This is a genomic window from Pseudoxanthomonas sp. CCNWLW251, from assembly GCF_037402255.1.
Taxonomy (GTDB): domain Bacteria; phylum Pseudomonadota; class Gammaproteobacteria; order Xanthomonadales; family Xanthomonadaceae; genus Pseudoxanthomonas_A.
On record NZ_JBBEGA010000001.1, the window covers coordinates 617278 to 639182 of the forward strand.

The window sequence follows — 21905 nt, forward strand, 5'->3', positions numbered from 1 at the left end:
CCTTGCCGCCCTTTCCTGCACCGTGGGACGGGACCTTGGCCGAACACGCGATCCGCGCGCTCACGCGTGTGTTCACCGACCAGGCACCCGCGCTCCGGGGTTTCTTCGCGCGCCGCGGCGCCAACGACGAAGCCGAAGACCTCGTCCAGGAAACCTACCTGCGCCTGCTGCGCGCGCACCAGGGCCAGGGCGAGCACATCGCCAATCCCGAGGCCTACCTGTTCACCGTCGCGCTCAACCTCGCGCGCGAACAGGCTGCACGCCGGCAGCGCACGCCGGTGCCGATGGAAGATGTGGAGCAGGTGGCCGCGCTGGTCACCAGCGTGGACGGCGTGGAGGATGCCACCGAGCGCGCGCAGCGCCGGCAACACATGCAGGCCCTGCTGGCCAGCCTGCCTGCGCGTACGCGCGCGGTGCTGGTGATGCAGTATCGCGACGGCCTGACCTACCGCCAGATCGGTGAACGCCTGGGCGTGTCTTCGCACATGGTGAAGAAGCACGTGGTGCGCGGCCTGGCCGTATGCCGTCGTGCGATGGGGGCCGCATGATGACCACGCCCCTGTTCCCTCCCGGTGCTGCCGCCGCCACCCGCGAAGCCGCTTACTGGCACGTGATGCAGCGCGAAGGCGCGCTGGCCCCCGCCGACCAGCAGCGCTTCATGGAATGGCTGGTGGCCTCGCCCGCGCACCTGCGCGAATACCTGGCCATCGCAAGCGTCGCCGCCGAGATCGGCGATGCCATACGCGGGCTGCCCGCGGAATCCGAGCAAGCGGGCACGCGCGACAACATCATCCCGCTGCCATTGCGCACCGCGCATGTACCCGTCACGCGCGCGCCGCCGCGTCGCCTGCCACGCATCACCGCCGCGGCGGCCGTACTGCTGGGCATCGGCGTCGCCGTGCATGCAGCGCTGCCCAGCGCGCGCCACTACACCGCCGCACATGGCACGCCGCGCGTGGTCACGCTCGAAGACGGCACGGTGATGCACCTCAATGCGGAAAGCGACGTCACCGCAACCATCGGCCTGCTGCGCCGGCGCGTCGAACTGGCGCGCGGCCAGGCGAGCTTCGTCGTGGCCGAAGATCGCCGCCCGTTCACCGTGCACGCGGCCGGGCTGGAAGTGCGCGACATCGGCACCACCTTCGACGTATCGCTGCAACGCGACCAGGCGCGCTTCGGCGTGGCCGAGGGGCGCATCCACGTGATCGACCGTGCGGGCAAGGGGCGGTTGCTCGCCGACCTGACGGCCGGACAATCCGCGCATGTGGCCCACACCGACCGCAAGGTCAGTGTGGTGCAGGAAGATGTCGGCGCCATGACGGCGTGGTGGCAACGGCGCGTCGTGTTCCGCGACGAACCCCTGCGCGACATCGCCGACCGCTTCAACCGCATGAACACCGTCCGCCTGCGCGTGGACGACAGCGAGGCCGGCGCGCTGCGCCTGACCGGCAACCTGCGCGCGGACGACGTGGCGTCGTTGCGCGCCTTCCTGGACGAACAACCCACGCTCGCGGTCAGCGCCGATGCGCGCGAGATCCGCGTGCGTTCGCATCATGCACCCGCGCATGGTGCGTGGTGAAGCTGGCGCTGTAAGAAAAAATTCATGGGAAAACCGGTGCCCGATCGGCGCCGTGGGCCCTCGTAGTGGGGGTGCGTGCGTGTTGTCGCGCGCCACCACCCCACTCCACCCGGACACCACGATGCGCCGACTCCTCGTTCTTTCCATCGCCCTGGCCCTGCAGACAGCGACCGCCCACGTCGCCGCCCAACAGGCGACCGTCGCGACCGACGTCATCCCCTCGCAATCGCTCGACAGCGCGCTCAATGCGCTGTCGCGGCAGACCGGACTGCAGTTCGTCTACAACGCACAGGCAGGCAATCCGCGCACGCGCGCCGTGCCCGCCGGCCTGTCGTCCGAGCAGGCCCTCACCCATCTCCTCGAAGGCACCGGCCTGCGCTTCCGCTATCTCAACGCCAGCACCGTCACCATCGAATCCGACGCTGCCAGTGCGCCCACCGTCCCGGCAACACCCGCATCGGCACCCGCACCCGCGCCCGTGCCCACGGCACAGGCGGTGGATGCGCAGGAGCTGGAGAGCGTCACCGTGGTGGGCAGCTACAGCCGCAGCCTGGAACAGGCGGTGGACATCAAGCGCTACAACGTGGGCTTTTCCGACTCCATCGTCGCCACCGACGTGGCCGACTTCCCGGAGCAGAACCTTGCCGAGGCCCTGCAGCGCATGCCGGGCGTGACCATCGAACGCAACAAGGGCATGGGCAGCAAGGTCAACGTGCGCGGCCTTCCCTCCGAGTACACCCACGTATCGATCAACGATCTCGCCACCGCCTCCGGCAGCGGCGGGCGCGATGTCGAGTTCGACCTGTTCGCCTCGGAGATCATCCAGCAGGTCACCGTGCAGAAGTCGCCGACGGCAGCGGACGAGGAAGGCGGCATCGCCGGTTCGGTGGAGATCTCCACTGCACGTCCGTTCGATTACAACGGCCGCAAGCTGGTGGCGTCCGCCGAAGGCGCGCACAACTCGATCTCGGAAGAGACCGATCCGAAGTTCGCCTTCCTGGCCAGCGATACCTGGGGCGACTGGGGTGCACTGGTGTCGTTCTCGCATGCCGAACGCACCAACCGCACCGATTCGACCTCGGGCATCAACTTCCGCCCGATGTCGCGCTTCCTCGGCGCGTCGGGCACGCGCGGTTCGCAGGCCGAAGCGGTGATCGAGCGCGATACCGGCTGGGTGATCAACAACCGCGCCAATACCGCCGAGAGCAACCTGGTCGTGTTCCAGGACAAGGTCGGCGACCGCGCGTACCTCAACGACCAGGAAAAGTGGGGCGCCACCGCGTCGCTGCAGTACAGGCCCAGCAGCACCTTCAGCCTGACCTTCGACGCCATGGTCGGCGGTTACGACACCACCGAGGACGAATACGACGCTGCGGCGTACTCGGCCTCCAGCCGCAGCACGCTGGAGACGATCCACGAGTACGACGCCACCACGCTGTCCGACTACGGCATGCTGGTGCTGCGCGACGTGTCGTACACCGCCACCCAGCATGAGTTCCTCAGCAAGGAGCGCATCAACGAAACCGACTACGGCCAGTACAGCCTTGCGCTGGACTGGAACAACGACCTCTGGGACGTGGAAGCGATGGCCGGCTACTCCGGTGCGGAGAAGACGCTGGACTATTCCAACCTGAAGCACGTCGCCTATGCGCCCTCCCGCACGCGCTGGACCGGCCGCAGCGGCGAGACGATCCCCAGCGCCAGCTCCGCCGGCTTCGACATGTACGGCTCGCCCGAGCGCTACCTGTTCGAGGCGTACGAGACCACGCTGGAGAAGATCAACGACGACAAGTACGCCGCCAAGGTGGACGTGACGCGCAAGCTCGAACTGCCCTTCCTGCCGGCCCTGCAGAACGTGCAGTTCGGCGCGCGTTACACCGATCGCAGCAAGGAGCGCCAGTACGGCGAACTCAAGATCACCGGGCCGGGCCCCGGCGACACCTCATGGGTCAACACGCGCACGCTGGCGGACAGCCCGCTACAGTGGATCGGCGACATCGTCCCCGGCGGGGCCTACAGCGTGAAGGACCTCGACTGGCAGCAGGTCTCCAACGATTTCGCACGCGGCTACTTCCGCTACCCCGGATTCTCCACGCCGTTCGACGATGCGCAGTACTACCGCGTCGACGAGGAGGTCGCCAGCCTGTACGCGATGGCGAACCTGGATTTCAACATCGGCCGGGTGCCGGTGACGGTGAATGCGGGCGCGCGCTATGTCGACACTTCGGTGGTGTCCTTCGGCTACCACCCGGTGCAGAACCCCGATGGCAGCACCGGCTACACGGATACGCCGGTTTCGAAGGACGGCGGTTACACCGACGTGCTGCCCAGCTTCAACCTGACCGCGGAACTGGCCGACGGCCTGCTGCTGCGCGCCGCGGGTTCCGAGACATTGATCCGCCCCTCGCTCAGCGACGTGGCCTACAAGCGCACGGCGAGCTGGAGCTCGTTCCGCTTCACCGATGGCAACCCGGACCTGAAGCCCACTTATGCCAAGCAGTGGGAGATCGGCCTGGAGAAGTACCTGGACAATGGCGGCCTGCTGGCGGCGTCGTACTTCCGCAAGAAGATCGATGGCGTGGTGGTCAGCGCATTGACGGGCGTGGTCGAGGACGTCGCGGTCTACAACGCCAACGGCACGCTCAACGGCTACTACGATTTCGACGTGTACCAGCCGGTGAACGCGAAGGGCTCGTACGACGTGGACGGCATCGAGCTGATCGCGAACCTCCCGCTGCGCGCGTTCCACGAGGCACTGGACGGCTTCGGCATCAATGCCAACTACACGATGCTGGACAGTTCGCTGGCCGGCGAATCCGACCTCGGCATCCGTACGCCGATGCCCGGCCTGGCGGAGAAGACCTGGAACTTCACCGCGTACTACGAGAACCAGCACTTCGATGCGCGCGTGTCGTACAACCACAAGGACGAGTACGTGGAGTCGATCGGCTACAACATGTATCCGATCTGGCGCGACGCCTACGGCCAGTTGGACATCTCGATCGGCTACAGGATCAACGACCACCTCAAGCTCAGCCTGAAGGGCATCAACATGACCGACGAGGAGACCAGCGGCTACACGATGGATCCCTCGTTCCCGACCATGTACGAGAAGTCGGGCCGTCGCATCAGCCTCGGCCTGCGCGCCGACTTCTGAGCGCCCGCGCCGCCCGTTCCGGGCGGCGCCTTCCTGTCCACGCCCGGGCCGCCGTTGCGGCGGCCCGGCACGTGCGGCGCGCGATGTCGCGCCCGTCCGAGGAGTCCACGATGTTGCGTCACCTGATCTGCCTGGGCCTGCTGGGCCTTTCTCCCGTCGTGCACGCGGAAGACGCCGACGCCGGCCGCGCGTGGCAAGCCGGCGACCACCACGTGCACAGCGAGTGGAGCGTGGACTGGGACCGCACCACCACCCCGCCCACGCCGATCCGGGGCGGCGATTCTCCCTACACACGCAGCCACAATGCCCGCCAGGCGCTGAGACACGGCCTTGCCTGGATGGTGCACACCGACCATGGCGGCCCCGGTCACTCCAGGGTGACGCAGGAACATGCATGGCCCGCACTCGAGCAGGCGCGCCGCGATGTTCCATCGTTGATCCAGTTCAACGGCATGGAGTTCGATGTGCCCGGGGCCGAGCACGCCTCGCTGGTCATCGCCCCCGGCAAGCACGAGCGCGATGAACTGGTGGAGATCGAGCACCGCTTCAGCCGCAACGAACCGATAGATGGCCTGGCGCGCGATGACGGCCAGACCATGATCGATGCGCTGGCGCACATGCGCGCCCTGCCTGCACCACCGCTGATGTTCGTCAACCACCCCTCGCGCACCGCCACCGGCGTTGGCGCCTGGGGCGAGGTGGAGCCCACCGAACTGCGCGCGTGGCACGACACCGCACCACGCGTGCTGGTGGGCATGGAAGGCGCACCCGGCCACCAGGCCACGCGCACCGAACGCGGCCTGTATCGCAACGCCGCCGCACCCACCTTCGGCGGCTTCGACCAGATGACCACGCAGGTCGGAGGCGTGTGGGACACGCTGCTCGCGGAAGGCCGCCGCTTCTGGATCACGGCCTCCTCCGATTCGCACGAAAACCTGCGCGACGGCGGGCGCGACTACGACCCGGGCGAATACAGCAAGACCTATGTGTGGGCACGACGCGACGCGCGCGACATCCTCGACGGCCTGCGCCACGGTCGCATGTTCGCGGTCACGGGCGATGTGATCGATGCACTGGAACTGACGGTCCGCGCAACGGGCCGGGACTCGCGCACGGCGATGCTGGGCGACACGCTGGCGATGCCGGCGGACACGACGATGCGCATCGAGCTGCGGGTGCGGCAACCGGCGCGGCCCAACCACCATGGCGAACATCCGTCGCTGGCGCAGCTGGAACTGATCGTCGGCACGTCCGGCGAGGATGGCACGCCACGCATGCAGACCAGGCGCTGGACCGCCGGCACGTGGCGCACCGACGGGCCCTGGCGCATCGTCACCTGGGACCTGCCGGTTCCCGCGCGTGGCGCGTTCGTGCGCGCACGCGGCAGCAACACGCTGGAGACGACACCGCTCGCGGACGTGCCCGGCGAGGATCCCTGGCGGGACCTGTGGTTCTATTCCAACCCCGTGTTCGTCGATACCGGCGACCAAGCGTCGGAGACTCACTAGCGGGACAGCGCGCATTCACGCCCCCGTGTGACCCCGCGCGCAGTTCGCCGCGAGCAGCTTGCGTACGTTGACGCCATCTTTCCAAACCGCGCGCAACACTGCATGCGTGGTCGGCGCCGCAGCAGCGGCAATCCGGATCCAGGTGAACAGCCACGGCGACCACAAGGGTACCGTTGTACGAAGCCCTAGCTTCGTCCAGCTTGGCTGCAAGTGCGTCCCCGTCGAAGGATCGCTGGCGCGGTACCCTCTTCATGATGCAGGACATTCCGCACTCACACCGATGCATCCTTCTCCCTGCGAAGCGGGGAGAAGGTGGCCGAAGGCCGGATGAGGGGCGAGCGCGACATGTCCGGTCGGTGACAGCTTCACTCGGTGCAGTGGCCCTGTGCTCCACCACCTAGCACGCGACCGCGCGGCCTGCATCGGGAGAGGCGCGCCTCATACGTTCGGTGGCAGCGGCAGACGTGCGTGCGGAGCGGGGTCGCATCGTGGCGCAAGCGATTGCAACTGGCAGAACGTGGCGTCGTAGGCGGCCACTTCCTCCTGGTACTGGCACAGTGCACGGAACGGACTGCGCGCGGACAGCGCCTGTGCGGTCGCACGCAGGCGTTCGCCGTCGGGATGGGTCTGTACCAGCGCCGCCACCCACACGGTGAGGGCTTCGAGTTGGCCGGTGGTGCGGGCATCGCTGGTTTCCAGGCGATCCAGCAGGTTGTGCAGGTGGGTTTGCGAATACAACAGCATGGGGCATGACATCCGGTGAGTGATCACCGCGGCCTGGCCCCTGTTCCAGCGCGTTGGTTTTCCCTGTTCACGGGCGTCACAACGCGCTCCGGCCAAACCGGTGGGGCCGGAGTCAGGCGCCGTTGGGGAAGTCGTGACTTCCGGCCTATGGATGCCACAGGATCAGGCGAGGTGAGTGCGCAGATCCACGTCGGCCACCTTGTCCTGGTAGTCCTCCTTCGGGTCCACGCCGAACAGCAGCTTCACGCCGGCCAGCAGGCTCTGCTCGTTGAGCCATATCTCCGCGTGCTCGGCATCGAAGCGCAGCAGCGCCAGCTTCGGATCATCCTTGCCACCCTCGTACCACGCGGCGACGAAGGGGTTCCACAAGCGATCGATCGCGCCACGGTCGTCATCGCGGACCAGCATGCCCTGCAGGCTGGCGAACACGTCGTGCCCCATCGACGCGAACGTGGCCAATGCCCGCTGCGGGGATCGCGTGCGCTGGGCAAGCTGGTTGTCGGTGGCGGTGAAAATCCACAACGGACCGCGGCCTTCATGTTCCAGCAGCGCTGTCATCGGCCGCGTATGGCCCTCCTCCGCGCCATCCAGCCCCAGCATCAGCGTGCGATCGGACTTGATTGCTTTCCAGAGCTTCTTTTCCAGTTCTTCGGGGGTGTGCATGGCGCGACTCCTTTCTCTTCATCGTGGATGCCTGCAACCTAAAGCGGAGGATGTGGTGCGCCCGTCAAGATCGCCCGCCATCCGTCAGCCCGCCGTCATGTTTGTGGCGCAGGCGTCACGGGCACTGCGCTGGAACATGAATGCGCAACGCGGATTTCACCTGTCGTTCGCGACTGGCCGCGCACGCTCGCGTGGCGCTACCCACCAAGGAGATTCGACATGAATACCCCTCGCCTCCTGCTGTCGCTGGGCCTGATGTCGGTGATGTCGGCCGCCGCAGCACAGACGTACGGCCCGGAAGACGAAGGCCGCCGCTTCAGCGACGGCAGCAAGGTCGTCTGCAAGAACGTGGAAGTGCAGAAGAACAGCAAGGACCCCAACCGCGTGGCGGGCACGGCCATCGGTGCGGTCGTGGGCGGCCTGCTGGGCAACCAGGTCGGCAGCGGCAGCGGCAAGAAAGTCGCCACGGTCGGCGGTGCCGTAGCCGGTGGTGCCATCGGCCGCAAGGTGCAGGGCAACAGCCAGGAGGACAAGGGCGACCGCATCGTCGAACGCCGTTGCGAGCGCGTGTACCGCTAGGCTCACCGCCCGCGGGACAGGTGCCGACAGGCGCCCGTGGCGACGAGGCCGCGGGCGCTTTTTTTTTCAGTCATCCCGCAGCGTCATCGGACGAGAAGTGCGTCGCGCTTCGCCCGACGGAACGGCACCGGGGCCAAGGCCGGTCGGATGTCGTCGGGCCAGAGACCCGGATCCGCTGCGGCTTCCATGCTCGCCGCCCTGGCATGGGCGCCGTCAGGACACCAGCTGCAGCCGAAGTTCCTTCGGCAGGGCGAAGACCATGTTCTCGGGCTCGCCTGCGAGTTCGCTGACGCCGCCCGCGCCGAGGTCGCGCAGGCGCTGGATGACGCCTTCGATCAGCACATCGGGCGCCGAGGCGCCGGCCGTTACGCCGATGCGCTGCTTGCCCTCGATCCAGCGCGGGTCGATCTCGTGCGCACCGTCGATCAGGTACGACTCCACGCCATCGCGCTCGGCCAGCTCGCGCAGGCGGTTGGAGTTGGAGCTGTTGGGCGAACCCACGACCAGGACTAGATCGCATTCCTTGGCCAGATCGCGCACGGCGTCCTGGCGATTCTGCGTGGCGTAGCAGATGTCGTCGTTTTTCGGCCCATGGATCGCCGGGAAGCGCGCCTGCAGCGCCTGGATGATGCCCACGGTGTCGTCCACCGACAGCGTGGTCTGGGTGGTGTAGAAGAGGTTGTCGGGCTGGCTCACTTCGAGCGTGGCGACATTGTCGATGTCTTCCACCAGGTAGATGCTGCCGGCGCCGCCTTCTCGGCTCCACTGCCCCATCGTGCCTTCCACCTCGGGATGGCCGGCATGGCCGATCAGCACCACGTCGCGGCCTGCACGGCAGTGGCGCGCGACCTCCAGGTGCACCTTGGTAACCAGCGGACAAGTGGCGTCGAACACCTTCAGACCACGCCGCGCGGCTTCGCCGCGTACCGCCTGCGACACGCCGTGTGCACTGAAGATGACGGTCGCGCCGTCCGGCACTTCGTCCAGTTCCTCGACGAAGATCGCGCCGCGCTGCTTCAGGTCATCGACGACGAAGCGGTTGTGCACCACTTCATGCCGCACGTAGATCGGCGCGCCCAGCGTCTCGATGGCGCGCTTGACGATCTCGATGGCGCGGTCGACGCCGGCACAGAAACCACGGGGATTGGCGAGCAGGACGTCCATAAGACCGATATTACCGAAGGCGGAGAAATGAAAAGATGAATCTGTTGCCGGTGCCGATCCCGCGTGGCACCTGCACCCCTCTCCCGCCTGCGGAAGAGGGGAAAGGGGTAAGGGCAGACCGCCGCGACGCGTTTCGTAGGGTGGGCCCTGGCCCACCGTGTTGATGCGTCATCGCGCGGCGGGCCAGGGCCCGCCCTACGCGGTCTTCTTCTTGCCCTCGAACAGGCCGAACAGCGCAATGCCGATGGCCCCGCCCACCACCGCGCAATCCGCGATATTGAACGCCGGCCAGAAGTGGTCCCGCCAGTGCCACTGGATGAAGTCGATCACGTGACCGTGGATCTGGCGGTCGATGACGTTGCCCAGCGCGCCGCCGATCACCAGTGCGTATGGCAACGCCTGGCGCCAGTCGCCGCGGCGCGTGCGCGACAGCCAGAAGCCGAGCAGGCCGCTGATGCACACCGCCAGCACGGTGAAGAACCACAACTGCCAGCCACCGGCATCGGCGAGGAAGCTGAAGGCGGCGCCAGTGTTGTAGGTGCGGTACCAGTTCCAGAAGCCCTCGATCACCGGGATGGCGGTGTATTCCGGCAGCGACGCCAGCACCCAGGCCTTGGACCACTGGTCAAGGCCGATCACCACGGCCGACAACAGCAGCCAGATCAGCGCGTTGGGTTTGGGATGTTTGCTCATCATGTTCCTATTGGAAGAAACCTGTAGGAGGGGCTTCAGCCCCGATGCTCCGATGGCGGGCAGTCGGGGCTGAAGCCCCTCCTACAGGGAAATATCAGAACCACACCCGGTCTTCGCCGGCGCCGTCGATGTTGCTGACGCAGCGGCCGCACAGCTCCGGATGCCCGGCATGCGCGCCGACATCGGCGCGGTAGTGCCAGCAGCGCACGCACTTGCTCTTGGTGGTCGGCGTGGCCAGCACGAAGACCTCGTCGGCACTGACCTCGGAGACGGTGACGTCGCCGCTGATGAACAGGAAGCGCAGCTCCTCCGCGAGCGGCTGCCACTTCGCTGCCTTGATCGCGCTCACCGACACGGCGATCTCGGCTTCCAGTGCGGCACCGATCAGGCCGTTGGCGCGCATCGGCTCCAGCACCTTCGCCACCTGCTCGCGCAACGCGAGCAGTTCGTCGAAGTCGGCAGCATTCAGTGCCGCGCCTTCCGGCAGCGGCGCAAGGCCGTCGTACCAGGTGGCGAACAGCACGTTGCCGACGTGTTCGCCGGGCAGGTACGCCCACATCTCGTCGGCGGTGAAGGTGAGCACCGGCGCCACCCAGCGCACGAAGGCTTCGGCGATGCGGTACATCGCGCTTTGCGCGCTGCGCCGCCCGCGCGAATCCTCGCGCATGGTGTACAGGCGGTCCTTGGTGACGTCCAGGTACAACGAACCGAGGTCGACGCTGCAGAAGTTCAGCAGGGCCTGCACGATCTCGGCGAAGTCGTAGCGCTCGTAGGCGGCCTTGATCCTTTCCTGCAGCTCGAAGGCGCGGTGCACGATCCAGCGGTCCAGCGCGACCATGTCGTCCACCGCGACCAGATCGCGCGCCGGGTCGAAGCCGTTGAGGTTGCTGAGCAGGAAGCGCGCGGTGTTGCGCAGGCGCCGGTAGGCGTCGGCGTTGCGCTTGAGGATTTCCTGCGACAGCGACATCTCGTTGCTGTAGTCGGCACTGGCGATCCACAGGCGCAGGATGTCCGCGCCCAGGGTCTTCATGATGTCCTGCGGCTCGATGCCGTTGCCCAGCGACTTGGACATCTTGCGGCCGTGCTCGTCCACGGTGAAGCCGTGGGTGAGGCATTGCTTGTACGGGGCTGCCTTGTCGATCGCCACGCCTGTGAGCAGCGAGGACTGGAACCAGCCGCGGTGCTGGTCGGAGCCTTCCAGGTACAGGTCGGCCGGCTTGCCGATGCCGCGCTCCAGCAACACCGCTTCGTGGGTGACGCCGGAGTCGAACCAGACATCGAGGATGTCGGTGATCCTGTCGTAGTCCTTCGACTCGTCGCCCAGCAGTTCGGCCGCGTCCAGCGTGTACCAGACATCGACGCCGCCCTGCTCCACCTTGTCGGCCACGGCACGCATCAGCTCGACGCTGCGCGGGTGCGGCTCGCCGGTTTCGCGATGCACGAACAGGGCGATCGGCACGCCCCAGGTGCGCTGGCGCGAGATGGTCCAGTCCGGGCGCCCATCCACCATGCCGGCGATGCGGGCTTCGCCCCATTGCGGGAACCAGCCGACGTGTTTGATCGCGTCGAGCGCGTCAGCGCGCAGGTTGGCCTGCTCCATCGAGATGAACCACTGCGGGGTGGCGCGGAACGCGATGGGCGTCTTGTGGCGCCAGCAGTGCGGGTAGCTGTGTTCGAGCTTGCTGAAGGCGAGCAGCGCGCCGCTCTGCTTGAGCACGTCGACGACCGTGTCGTTGGCCTTCCAGATGTGCAGGCCGGCCAGCTCCACGCCATGCGCGGCCGGCGTGGACGGCAGGTAGACGCCGCGGCCATCGACCGGATTGATCTGCGCGGCGGTGTACTTGTCCAACAGGCCGTACTGCTTGCTGACGACATAGTCCTCCTGGCCGTGGCCGGGCGCGGTGTGCACGGCGCCGGTACCGTCTTCGGCCGACACGTGGTCGCCCAGCAGCACGGGGATGTCGCGCGTGTCGTAGAACGGATGCGCGAACAGCAGGCCTTCCAGCGCACTGCCCTTCACGCGCGCATGCACGACCACGTCGGTGACGCCGTAGCGCTGCAGCGCGCGCGCAGCCAGCGCATCGGCCAGCACCAGCCAGCGGCGCCTGCCGTCGTGCGCAGGGCCTTCGACCAGCGCGTACTCCAGTTCGCCACCGACCGAGATCGCCAACGACGCCGGCAGCGTCCACGGGGTCGTGGTCCAGATCGGCAGGGCGACTTCGACATCGGCAGGCACCGTGGCGCCGAACGCCTTCGCCACCGCCTGCGCGTCGCGCGCAGCGTAGGCCACGTCCACCGCCGGCGAGACCTTGTCGGCGTATTCGATCTCGGCCTCGGCCAGCGCCGAGCCGCAGTCGAAGCACCAGTGCACGGGCTTCACGCCGCGGGTCAGGTGGCCGTTGGCGACGATCTTGGCCAGCGCGCGGATCTCGTTGGCTTCGAAGCGGAAATCGAGCGTCTTGTACGGGTTGTCCCAGTCGCCGGTCACACCCAGGCGCTTGAAGTCCTTGCGCTGGATGTCGATCTGCGACTCGGCGTACTCGCGGCACTTCTGGCGGAACTCGACCGCGTCCAGCTTCACGCCGACCTTGCCGTACTTCTTCTCGATGGCGATCTCGATCGGCAGGCCATGGCAGTCCCAGCCCGGGATGTACGGCGCATCGAAGCCGGCCAGGTACTTCGACTTGACGATGATGTCCTTGAGGATCTTGTTGACCGCGTGGCCGAGATGGATCGCGCCGTTGGCGTACGGCGGACCATCGTGCAGCACGAACAGCGGGCGACCCTTCGCGTTGTCGCGCAAGCGGGCGTACAGGCCTTCGCTTTCCCAGCGGGCCAGCGTGTCGGGCTCGCGCTTGGGCAGGTCACCGCGCATCGGGAAGTCCGTCGCGGGCAGATGGAGGGTGGCTTTGTAGTCCTGGCTCACGCCGTCACTCGTTCTTTGTGTTCGGAAAGGAGGGCGCGCGCCTGGTCGGCATCGCGATGCATCTGCTCGGTAAGGCTGGGCAGATCGGGGAATTTCAGTTCGTCGCGCAGCTTGGCGACGAACTCGACTTCGATATGGCGCCCGTAGAGGTCACCGGCGAAGTCGAACAGGTGGGCTTCCAGCAACGGCTCCACGCCGTCCACTGTCGGCCGCGTGCCGAAACTGGACACCGACGGCCAGGGCTTGTCGCCAACGCCGTGTACCCAGGTGGCGTAGATGCCGGACAAGGCCGGCGTCTTCGGAAAGCGCAGGTTGGCGGTGGGAAAGCCGAGCGTGCGGCCTAGCTGCTTGCCGCGCACGACGCGGCCGCCGATCGCGTACGTCCGACCCAGCAGGCGGGTGGCCGTGGTGAAGTCGCCGCTCTTCAGCGCTTCACGGATGCGGGTGCTGGAGACGCGGTCGCCCTGGGCGTGCACAGGCTCGATTTCGCCGGCGCTGAAACCCAGTTCGCTCCCCATCGCCTGCAGGAGGGCGAGGTCGCCACCGCGACGGTGGCCGAAACGGAACTCCGGGCCGATCCATACTTCGCGTGCCGCCAGGCGACCGACCAGCAGCGTGCGGACGAAGTCTTCAGCCGACATGGCCGAGAGTTTTGCGTCGAAACGCAGCAGGCCGACATGATCGGCACCCAGGTCGAGCAGGCCTTCGACTTTGGCCCGGGCCAGGGTCAGCCTCGGCGGCGGGTTGTCCCTGGCGAAGAACTCGCGCGGCAGCGGCTCGAAGGTGACCACCACCGCCGGCACGCCCAGCGCACGGGCACGCGTCACCGCATGCCGCACCAGCGCACGGTGGCCCGAGTGGAGGCCATCGAAGGCGCCGATGCAGACCACGCTACCGTGCGGGCACAGAGACCCGCCATCGACGTCACGGAACAGCCTGCTCATGGATTCCTGTCTGAAGGTCGACCATGCAAGGCCGGACCGGGATTGCGTCGCAAGACCTTGAAGTATAGCCGCCCGGGCCAGCTTCAATGCCCACGCAGGTCATGTGGACGGATGCCCTGCAGCCAGAGCAGGCCGCCGTAGAGCGCGCCGCCTGCGCCCACCGTCACCGCCAGGCGCCACCCTCGTTCCCACCATGCCCAAGCCGACCAGTCCGGCCAGGCCAGCCGGAATGCCAGCACCACCAGCGTCATGGCGAATGTCGCCACACCGATCTGGCGGAGGAAGCGACCCCACCCCGGCTGGCGGCGATAGACGCCTGCCTTCCGCAGCAGCCAGGCCAGTTGCAACGCATTGACCCAGCCGGCGATGGCGATGGCCAACGCCAGCAGCGCGTGGGCGCCCTGCACTTGGCCTAGCGCATTCTTCAGGTTGCCACCGGCCGCCTCCAGCGCTTGGCGGCCGGGCTCCGTGCCATAGAGCATCGCGGCGAAGAACAGCAGCGTGCACAGCGCATTGGTCAGAACCGCCACGATCGCGGCCTTCACCGGGGTGCGGGTGTCCTGGCGCGAATAGAACGCCGGTGCCAGCACCTTCACCAGCAGGAAGGCAGGCACGGCGATGGACTGGGCCATCAGACTCCAGCTGGCCATCTGCACGTCCGTTGCATCGAACTGGCCGTACTGGAACAGCGTCGACAGAAGCGGCTGGGCGCACAGGACCAACCCGGCGCAGGCCGGCAGGCCGATCAGCAGGCAAAGCCGGAAGCCCCAGTCCAGACCCTTCGAGTAACCGTCCGGGTCGGTTTGGGCATGGCGGCTGGACAGGTGCGGCAGGATCACCGTGCCGATGGCGACACCGAACATGCCCAGCGGGAATTCCAGCAGACGGTCGCTGTAGTACAGCCAGCTGACACTGCCGCTGACCAGCAGCGCGGCAATCCATGTATTGAGCAGCAGGTTGAACTGGGTCACCGAGGAGCCGAACAGCGTCGGCACCATCAGGGTCAGGATCCTGCGCACGCCGGCATGAGCGAAGTCCAGCCGCGGGCGCGGCAGCAGGCCGAGCCGGAACAGCGACGGCAACTGGAACCCCAACTGCAGTACGCCGGCGATGAACACGCCCCACCCCAGCACCATCACCGAACTGCCGAACCAGTGCTTGGCGGACAGCGCCGCCGAGATCATCGCCACATTCAGCAGTACCGGCGACAGCGCCGGGACGGCGAAACGCTGGTAGCTGTTGAGCACAGCGCCGACCAGCGACGCCAGCGAGATGAACAGCGCGTAGGGGAACGTGATGCGCAGCAGGTCGGTCAGCATCGCCATCTGCGCCGCATCGAAGTTCGGCGCGATCAGGCGGGCGATCTGCGGCGCCAGCAGGATGACGATGGCGGTCAGCACCATCAGCGCGGCCGCCAGGGTGCCGGCCACCCGATCGACCAGAGCCTTGACCTCCTGCGCGCTGCGGGCGGCCTTGTACTCGGCCAGCACCGGGACGAAAGCCATCGAGAACGACCCTTCGGCCGAGAGCCGCCGCATGAAATTGGGGATCCGGAACGCCACGAAGAAGGCATCCATCATCCCGCCCGCTCCGAAGACGTGGGCGTAGACCTGGTCCCGGACCAGTCCCGAGAGCCGGGACAGGAAGGTCATGGAGCTGAAGACGGCGGCCGAACGCAGCAACCTGCCGCTCATCGCCCCCCCTTTTCCTGGGGACGACCCAGGTTGACGCAACCCATTGAATGCCCCATAATTTCCGGCTCTATTACCCGTCTTCCGTTCACCCCCTGAATTCTCTCAGGTATTCACCAGGAATCCCACTGTGGCCAATATCAAGTCCGCCAAGAAGCGCGCCAAGCAGACCGTCGTGCGCAACGCGCGCAACGCCGGCCAGCGTTCGATGCTGCGCACCGCCGTCAAGAAAGTCCTGAAGGCGCTCGACGCCAACGACGCCGCCGGCGCCCAGGCCGCGTTCGTCACGGCCCAGCCGATCCTCGACCGCCTGAGCTCGCGCGGCCTGATCCACAAGAACAAGGCCGCCCGCCACAAGAGCCGCCTGAACGCCCGCATCAAGGCCCTGCAAGCGGCCTGATTCACGGCGGTATGCAACGCGAAGACACGGAAGCCCGCCGCAAGGCGGGTTTCTTTTTGCCTGCGCGTCAATGCCGGGATGCCGGAACCGTACGGTCGCCAACCACACAAAAAAACCCGCCTTCCGGCGGGCTTATTTTTCTCAGCCCTCGCGGGCGGCCTCGTCGGCCTCTTCCTTCAGGCGGTCGAAGAACGCCATCACGTCCTTCATGATCGGCCAGGTGCCCTCGCGCGAAATGGCGGACACCTGGTACCACGGCCGGGTCCAGCCAAGGCTGGCGATGATCTCGTCCGCCCGCTCCCTGGCCTCGTCCTCGAACATCAGGTCGGCCTTGTTGAGCACCAGCCAGCGCGGCTTCTGCAGCAGTTCGGGATCGTGCTTTTCCAGTTCGCGCTCGATGGCGCGGACCTGCTCGACCGGATCGATGCCGTCCACGCCGCCCTCCATCGGCGCCATGTCCACCAGGTGCAGCAGGATGCGCGTGCGCTGCAAGTGACGCAGGAACGTCGCGCCCAGGCCGGCACCGTCGGCGGCGCCTTCGATCAGGCCCGGGATGTCCGCGATCACGAAGCTCCGGTGCGCTTCCACGCTGACCACGCCCAGGTTCGGATACAGCGTGGTGAACGGATAGTCCGCCACCTTCGGCGTCGCCGCCGATACCGCGCGGATGAACGTGCTCTTGCCCGCGTTGGGGAAACCCAGCAGGCCGACGTCGGCCAGCAGCTTCAGCTCGAGCTTCAGCAGGCGCTCTTCGCCCTCCTCGCCCGGCGTCGCCTTGCGCGGCGCGCGGGTGATGGAACTCTTGAAATGCATGTTGCCGAGGCCGCCCTTGCCGCCCTTGGCCACCAGCAGGCGGTCGCCATGCTGCGTGAGATCGCCAATCACCTCATCCGTGCTGACGTTGGTCACCACCGTGCCGACCGGCACCGTGATGGTCAGGTCTTCGCCCGCCTTGCCGTACATCTGCCGACCCATGCCGTTCTCGCCACGCTGGGCGCGGAACTGGGTCTGGTGGCGGAAGTCGACCAGGGTATTGAGATTCTCGTCGGCCTGCAGCCAGACACTGCCGCCGTTGCCGCCATCACCTCCGTCCGGCCCGCCCAGCGGAATGAACTTCTCGCGACGGAACCCCACGCAACCGTTGCCGCCGTTGCCGGCGCCGACCTGGATTTCTGCTTCGTCTACGAGTTTCATGGGATTGGGCTGACGTAATGGGGGGAAGGTGCAACAGGTGCGTGAAGCGGGGTTGAAGCCAGGGCGTTGAAATCATGCCGCAGCCGCAACCACGGTGCCCGCAAACGAAAAGCCCCGCACGCGGCGGGGCCCTTCGCTCGGCGTGTGCGAAAGCCTCAGGCTTCCGTTACCACGCTCACGGTGCGGCGCTTCTTGGCGCCCTTGATCGAGAACTCGACCTTGCCATCGACCAGCGCGAACAGCGTGTGGTCGCGGCCCAGGCCGACGCCCGGACCCGGATGGAACTGGGTGCCACGCTGGCGGATGATGATGTTGCCCGCATCGATCGCCTGACCACCAAAGACCTTGACGCCCAGCATCTTCGGGTTGGAGTCGCGGCCGTTGCGCGATGAGCCTACGCCCTTTTTATGTGCCATGACTGCTTCTCCTTACTTGTTGATGCCGGTGATTTCGATTTCGGTGTAATGCTGCCGGTGACCCTGGCGCTTCATGTGGTGCTTGCGGCGGCGGAACTTGATGATGCGCACCTTGTCGGCGCGGCCATGGCCGACGACCTTCGCGGTGACCGTGGCGCCCTTCAGGGCGTCACCCAGACTGATGGTCTCGCCATCGCCCAGCATCAGGATGTTGTCGAAGGTGAGCTCGTTGCCGGCTTCGGCTTCGAGCTTCTCGACGCGGAGCGTCTCGCCCTTCATCACGCGGTACTGCTTACCGCCCGTGACTACGACTGCGTACATGTGGATTCCTTGGTTTCTGTAGTTATTTTCTGGAGCCTGCCTGCCATCGAGGGCGGACAGAAGCGGAATTTTAGTGGATTCAGCGAGTTACGGTCAACCCGCTCCCCACCCCCGACCAGCCTCCGGCTCCCCGGGGACTTTCTTCACGGACAGGGAATGTCCGCATTGGCGCGCAGACTGGCGGCTGATGGCGGTAACAGGCCCCGCCGGCAACGGGGCGGACCATTGTAGATCAATGACTTGGATGGATCGCCCCCACCGTGGCCCTGCTTGCGGACGGCGGTCGCGGGCACGGCGGCAGCCTGGCCCACCCGACCGGCTGCCCGGCTGACTGAGCGCCCACCCGAACCCGCTGCTTCGCTGGCAATGGCGCTATTTGCCCCCACTTAGGCAGATCGCTACGCTTCCTTGTTCGCTTTCCGGATCCCCCCACCCGATGGCCATGGACTTCATCCGCATCCGCGGAGCCCGTACCCACAACCTCAAGAACATCGATCTCGACCTGCCGCGCGACAAGCTGATCGTGATCACCGGCCTGTCCGGTTCCGGCAAGTCGTCGCTGGCGTTCGACACCATCTACGCCGAGGGTCAGCGCCGCTACGTGGAATCGCTGTCCGCGTACGCGCGGCAGTTCCTGTCGGTGATGGAAAAGCCCGATGTCGACCACATCGAAGGTCTGTCGCCGGCGATCTCGATCGAACAGAAGTCGACCAGCCACAACCCGCGCTCGACGGTCGGCACGATCACCGAGATCTACGACTACCTGCGCCTGCTGTACGCCCGCGTCGGCCTGCCGCGCTGCCCGGACCACGGCTATCCGCTGGAGGCGCAGACCGTCAGCCAGATGGTCGACCAGGTGCTGGCCCTCGACGGCGAGCAGCGCTACATGCTGCTGGCACCGGTGATCCGCGAGCGCAAGGGCGAACATGCGCAGGTGTTCGACCAGCTGCGCGCGCAGGGCTTCGTGCGCGTTCGCGTCGATGGTGAGTTGCACGAGATCGACGCCGTGCCGCCGCTGGCGCTGCGCCAGAAGCACACCATCGAAGCGGTGATCGATCGCTTCCGTCCGCGCGAAGACCTCAAGCAGCGTCTGGCGGAAAGTTTCGAGACCGCGCTGAAGCTGGGCGACGGCATGGCGCAGGTGATGTCGCTCGACCAGCCCGATGCGGCCCCGCTGCTGTTCTCGTCGAAATATTCCTGCCCGGTCTGCGATTACTCGCTGCCGGAACTGGAACCGCGCCTGTTCTCGTTCAACTCGCCGGTCGGCGCCTGCCCCACGTGCGACGGCCTGGGCGTGGCGCAGTTCTTCGACCCCTCGCGCGTGGTCGTGCATCCGGAGCTGTCGCTGGCCGCCGGTGCCGTACGCGGCTGGGATCGTCGCAATGCTTACTACTTCCAGCTGATCGCATCGCTGGCCAAGCATTACCAGTTCGACACCGACGCGCCGTGGCAGTCGCTGCCGGAGAAAGTGCAGCAGGCGGTGCTGTATGGCAGTGGCGAAGAGGTGATCACCTTCACCTACCTCACCGAATCGGGCGGGCGCACACAGCGCAAGCATCGCTTCGAGGGCATCGTGCCGAACCTGGAACGCCGCTATCGCGAGACGGAATCGCCGGCCGTGCGCGAGGAACTGGCGAAGTACATCAGCGATCGTCCCTGCCCCGATTGCCAGGGCGCACGCCTCAACAAGTCCGCGCGCAACGTGTTCGTCGCCGACCGTCCACTGCCATCATTGGTGGTACTGCCGGTGGACGAAGCCCTGGCGTTCTTCCGCGGCCTCGACCTGCCCGGCTGGCGCGGTGAGATCGCCACCAAGATCGTCAAGGAAATTGCCGAACGCCTGGGATTCCTGGTCGACGTGGGCCTGGATTACCTGACGCTGGAACGCAAGGCCGACACACTTTCCGGCGGTGAAGCGCAGCGCATCCGCCTGGCCTCGCAGATCGGCGCCGGCCTGGTCGGCGTGATGTACGTACTGGACGAGCCGAGCATCGGCCTGCACCAGCGCGACAACGAACGGCTGCTCGGTACGCTGACGCGCCTGCGCGATCTCGGCAACACCGTGATCGTGGTGGAGCACGATGAGGACGCCATTCGCATGGCCGACTACGTGCTGGACATCGGACCGGGTGCCGGCGTGCACGGCGGCGAGATCGTCGGCCAGGGCACCCTGGACGACCTGCTGAAGTCGCCGCGCTCGCTGACCGGACAGTACCTGTCCGGCAAGCGCCAGATCGAAGTGCCGAAGGCGCGCCATAAGGCGAACCCGAAGATGACGCTGCACCTGCGCGGCGCCACCGGCAACAACCTGAAGGACGTGGACCTGGACATCCCGTCGGGGCTGTTCACCTGCATCACCGGCGTATCGGGTTCGGGCAAGTCCACGCTGATCAACGACACGCTGTACTCGCTGGCCGCCAACGAGATCAACGGCGCCTCGCACAAGCCGGCACCGTACCGTGAAGTGACCGGCCTGGACCTGTTCGACAAGGTCGTCGACATCGACCAGTCGCCGATCGGCCGTACACCACGTTCCAATCCGGCGACCTACACGGGGCTGTTCACGCCGCTGCGCGAACTGTATGCGCAGGTGCCGGAGTCGCGCGCGCGCGGCTACTCGCCGGGACGTTTCAGCTTCAACGTGCGCGGCGGCCGCTGCGAGGCCTGCCAGGGCGACGGCATGATCAAGGTGGAGATGCACTTCCTGCCCGACGTGTACGTGCCCTGCGATGTCTGCCACGGCAAGCGCTACAACCGCGAGACACTGGAAATCCTCTACAAGGGCTACAACATCAACGACGTGCTGGAAATGACGGTCGAGGATGCGCTGACCCTGTTCGAGCCGGTGCCGTCGATCGCGCGCAAGCTGGAAACGCTGATGGACGTGGGCCTCAGCTACATCAAACTGGGCCAGAGCGCGACCACGCTGTCCGGCGGTGAAGCGCAGCGCGTGAAGCTGTCGAAGGAACTCTCGCGCCGCGACACCGGCCGCACGCTGTACATCCTGGATGAGCCGACCACCGGCCTGCACTTCCACGACATCGAGCACCTGCTGGCCGTGTTGCACAAGCTGCGCGACGACGGCAACACCATCGTGGTGATCGAGCACAACCTGGACGTCATCAAGACCGCCGACTGGGTGGTGGACCTGGGGCCGGAAGGCGGCCATCGCGGCGGCCAGATCCTGGCCACCGGCACGCCGGAAGACATCGCGGCGCATCCCGGTTCGCACACCGGACACTTCCTCGCCAAGCTGCTGCCGGAATCGAAGATGCCCAAGGCCAGCAAGCCGGCCGCGGTCGCCAAGCCTGACGTGCTACCCCCGCGCAAGTCCGCCACCAAGAAAACCACCAAGTCCACGACGAAGAAGGCCGCACGATGAGCGCCACTCCCGATGCCAACGACGCTGGCCGCAAACTGCTGGCGAAGATCCCGATCAGCGTGCGCTGGCGCGACATGGACAGCATGGGCCACGTCAACAACGCCAAGTACATCTCGTACCTGGAAGAAGCACGCGTGCGCTGGATGCTGACGGTGCCGGACGTGTCGATGACGGACCGCATCGCACCGGTCGTGGCCGCCAACAACATCAACTACAAGCGCCCGCTGACCTGGCCGAACGACGTGGTGGTGGAACTCTACGTCGACCGCCTGGGCACCAGCAGCGTGACCATCGGCCACCGCATCGTGTCGGCGAAGGACGACAGCGTGCTGTATTCCGACGGCAACGTGGTGGTGGTGTGGATGGACACGCAGACCGGCCACAGCGCGCCACTGCCGGCGGCGATCCGCGCGGTGTCGGAATAACGGCGCTCTTGGCCCCCTGCAGGAGCGACGTAAGTCGCGACCGGAATCTTCCTGGGACAGCGGATGCAAAAGGCTATCCAATTGCTTCCGTCTACGCTGGTCCATGCTTCCGGTTCTGC

The 21905-nt window shown here is 66.6% G+C and carries 18 protein-coding genes; 8 read left to right on the plus strand and 10 right to left on the minus strand.

Going from position 1 to position 21905, the window contains the following annotated elements; translation table 11 throughout:
• Nucleotides 1-35 precede the first annotated feature (35 nt).
• The 4 genes from WBN46_RS02980 (at nt 36) to WBN46_RS02995 (ending at nt 6244) form a co-directional block, all read left to right on the plus strand.
• Entirely contained in the window at nt 36-548 is a 513-nt protein-coding gene (locus WBN46_RS02980; RefSeq protein ID WP_337730247.1) for a sigma-70 family RNA polymerase sigma factor, read from the plus strand.
• Nucleotides 545-1579, plus strand: coding sequence for a FecR domain-containing protein (locus tag WBN46_RS02985; RefSeq protein WP_337730248.1), 1035 nt, complete (start codon nt 545-547; stop codon nt 1577-1579). The genes WBN46_RS02980 and WBN46_RS02985 overlap by 4 nt, the downstream gene beginning before the upstream one ends.
• 121 nt (nt 1580-1700) lie before the next feature.
• Complete coding sequence (locus WBN46_RS02990; RefSeq protein WP_337730249.1) at nt 1701-4736, plus strand: TonB-dependent receptor; 3036 nt, start codon at nt 1701-1703, stop codon at nt 4734-4736.
• A 110-nt stretch (nt 4737-4846) separates the two neighbouring features.
• On the plus strand, nt 4847-6244 hold the full coding sequence (locus WBN46_RS02995) for a hypothetical protein (protein WP_337730250.1): 1398 nt from the start codon (nt 4847-4849) through the stop codon (nt 6242-6244).
• Nucleotides 6245-6682: 438 nt separating this feature from the next.
• On the opposite strand, the gene WBN46_RS03000 is transcribed toward WBN46_RS02995, so the two are convergent.
• Together WBN46_RS03000 and WBN46_RS03005 are read right to left on the minus strand one after the other, a co-directional pair.
• The gene (locus WBN46_RS03000) at nt 6683-6988 is read right to left on the minus strand and encodes a hypothetical protein (RefSeq protein WP_337730251.1); all 306 of its coding nucleotides are present in this window, start codon (nt 6986-6988) and stop codon (nt 6683-6685) included.
• Between the two features lie 162 nt (nt 6989-7150).
• Nucleotides 7151-7651: a pyridoxamine 5'-phosphate oxidase family protein gene (locus WBN46_RS03005; RefSeq protein ID WP_337730252.1), complete on the minus strand. Its 501-nt coding sequence runs from the start codon at nt 7649-7651 to the stop codon at nt 7151-7153.
• Between the two features lie 219 nt (nt 7652-7870).
• Between WBN46_RS03005 and WBN46_RS03010 the strand changes: the two genes are divergently transcribed.
• Nucleotides 7871-8230 carry a glycine zipper 2TM domain-containing protein gene (locus tag WBN46_RS03010; protein WP_192200632.1) on the plus strand — a complete coding sequence of 120 codons (360 nt, stop codon included), beginning with the start codon at nt 7871-7873 and terminating at the stop codon, nt 8228-8230.
• Between the two features lie 213 nt (nt 8231-8443).
• On the opposite strand, the gene ispH is transcribed toward WBN46_RS03010, so the two are convergent.
• The 5 genes from ispH to murJ form a co-directional block, all read right to left on the minus strand.
• Nucleotides 8444-9394: a 4-hydroxy-3-methylbut-2-enyl diphosphate reductase gene (gene ispH / locus WBN46_RS03015; RefSeq protein WP_192200631.1), complete on the minus strand. Its 951-nt coding sequence runs from the start codon at nt 9392-9394 to the stop codon at nt 8444-8446.
• 195 nt (nt 9395-9589) lie between these two features.
• Complete coding sequence (gene lspA, locus WBN46_RS03020) at nt 9590-10087, minus strand: signal peptidase II (RefSeq protein WP_337730868.1); 498 nt, start codon at nt 10085-10087, stop codon at nt 9590-9592.
• 94 nt (nt 10088-10181) lie between these two features.
• Complete coding sequence (gene ileS, locus WBN46_RS03025) at nt 10182-13013, minus strand: isoleucine--tRNA ligase (protein ID WP_337730253.1); 2832 nt, start codon at nt 13011-13013, stop codon at nt 10182-10184.
• A complete protein-coding gene (locus WBN46_RS03030; protein WP_337730254.1) occupies nt 13010-13957 on the minus strand; it encodes a bifunctional riboflavin kinase/FAD synthetase in 948 nt (315 codons plus the stop codon). Before WBN46_RS03030 ends, ileS begins: the two co-directional genes overlap by 4 nt.
• Nucleotides 13958-14040: 83 nt before the next feature.
• Complete coding sequence (murJ, locus tag WBN46_RS03035; protein ID WP_337730255.1) at nt 14041-15651, minus strand: murein biosynthesis integral membrane protein MurJ; 1611 nt, start codon at nt 15649-15651, stop codon at nt 14041-14043.
• Between the two features lie 127 nt (nt 15652-15778).
• On the opposite strand from murJ, the gene rpsT reads away from it, so the two are divergent.
• A complete protein-coding gene (gene rpsT / locus WBN46_RS03040; RefSeq protein ID WP_192200626.1) occupies nt 15779-16048 on the plus strand; it encodes a 30S ribosomal protein S20 in 270 nt (89 codons plus the stop codon).
• 141 nt (nt 16049-16189) lie between these two features.
• Here the strand turns inward: rpsT and cgtA are convergent, their stop codons facing one another.
• From cgtA to rplU, 3 genes are all read right to left on the minus strand, one after another.
• A complete protein-coding gene (gene cgtA / locus WBN46_RS03045; protein ID WP_337730256.1) occupies nt 16190-17242 on the minus strand; it encodes an Obg family GTPase CgtA in 1053 nt (350 codons plus the stop codon).
• Between the two features lie 155 nt (nt 17243-17397).
• Nucleotides 17398-17658 carry a 50S ribosomal protein L27 gene (gene rpmA, locus WBN46_RS03050; protein WP_142123858.1) on the minus strand — a complete coding sequence of 87 codons (261 nt, stop codon included), beginning with the start codon at nt 17656-17658 and terminating at the stop codon, nt 17398-17400.
• A 12-nt stretch (nt 17659-17670) separates the two neighbouring features.
• Complete coding sequence (rplU, locus tag WBN46_RS03055) at nt 17671-17979, minus strand: 50S ribosomal protein L21 (RefSeq protein ID WP_055935657.1); 309 nt, start codon at nt 17977-17979, stop codon at nt 17671-17673.
• Between the two features lie 436 nt (nt 17980-18415).
• Here rplU and uvrA point away from each other — a divergent pair, with 436 nt between their 5' ends.
• Both uvrA and WBN46_RS03065 read left to right on the plus strand, forming a co-directional pair.
• Nucleotides 18416-21361, plus strand: a complete 2946-nt coding sequence (uvrA, locus tag WBN46_RS03060; RefSeq protein ID WP_337730257.1) for an excinuclease ABC subunit UvrA — start codon at nt 18416-18418, stop codon at nt 21359-21361.
• Nucleotides 21358-21786, plus strand: a complete 429-nt coding sequence (locus tag WBN46_RS03065) for a thioesterase family protein (RefSeq protein WP_337730258.1) — start codon at nt 21358-21360, stop codon at nt 21784-21786. Before uvrA ends, WBN46_RS03065 begins: the two co-directional genes overlap by 4 nt.
• The last annotated feature ends 119 nt before the right edge of the window (nt 21787-21905 follow it).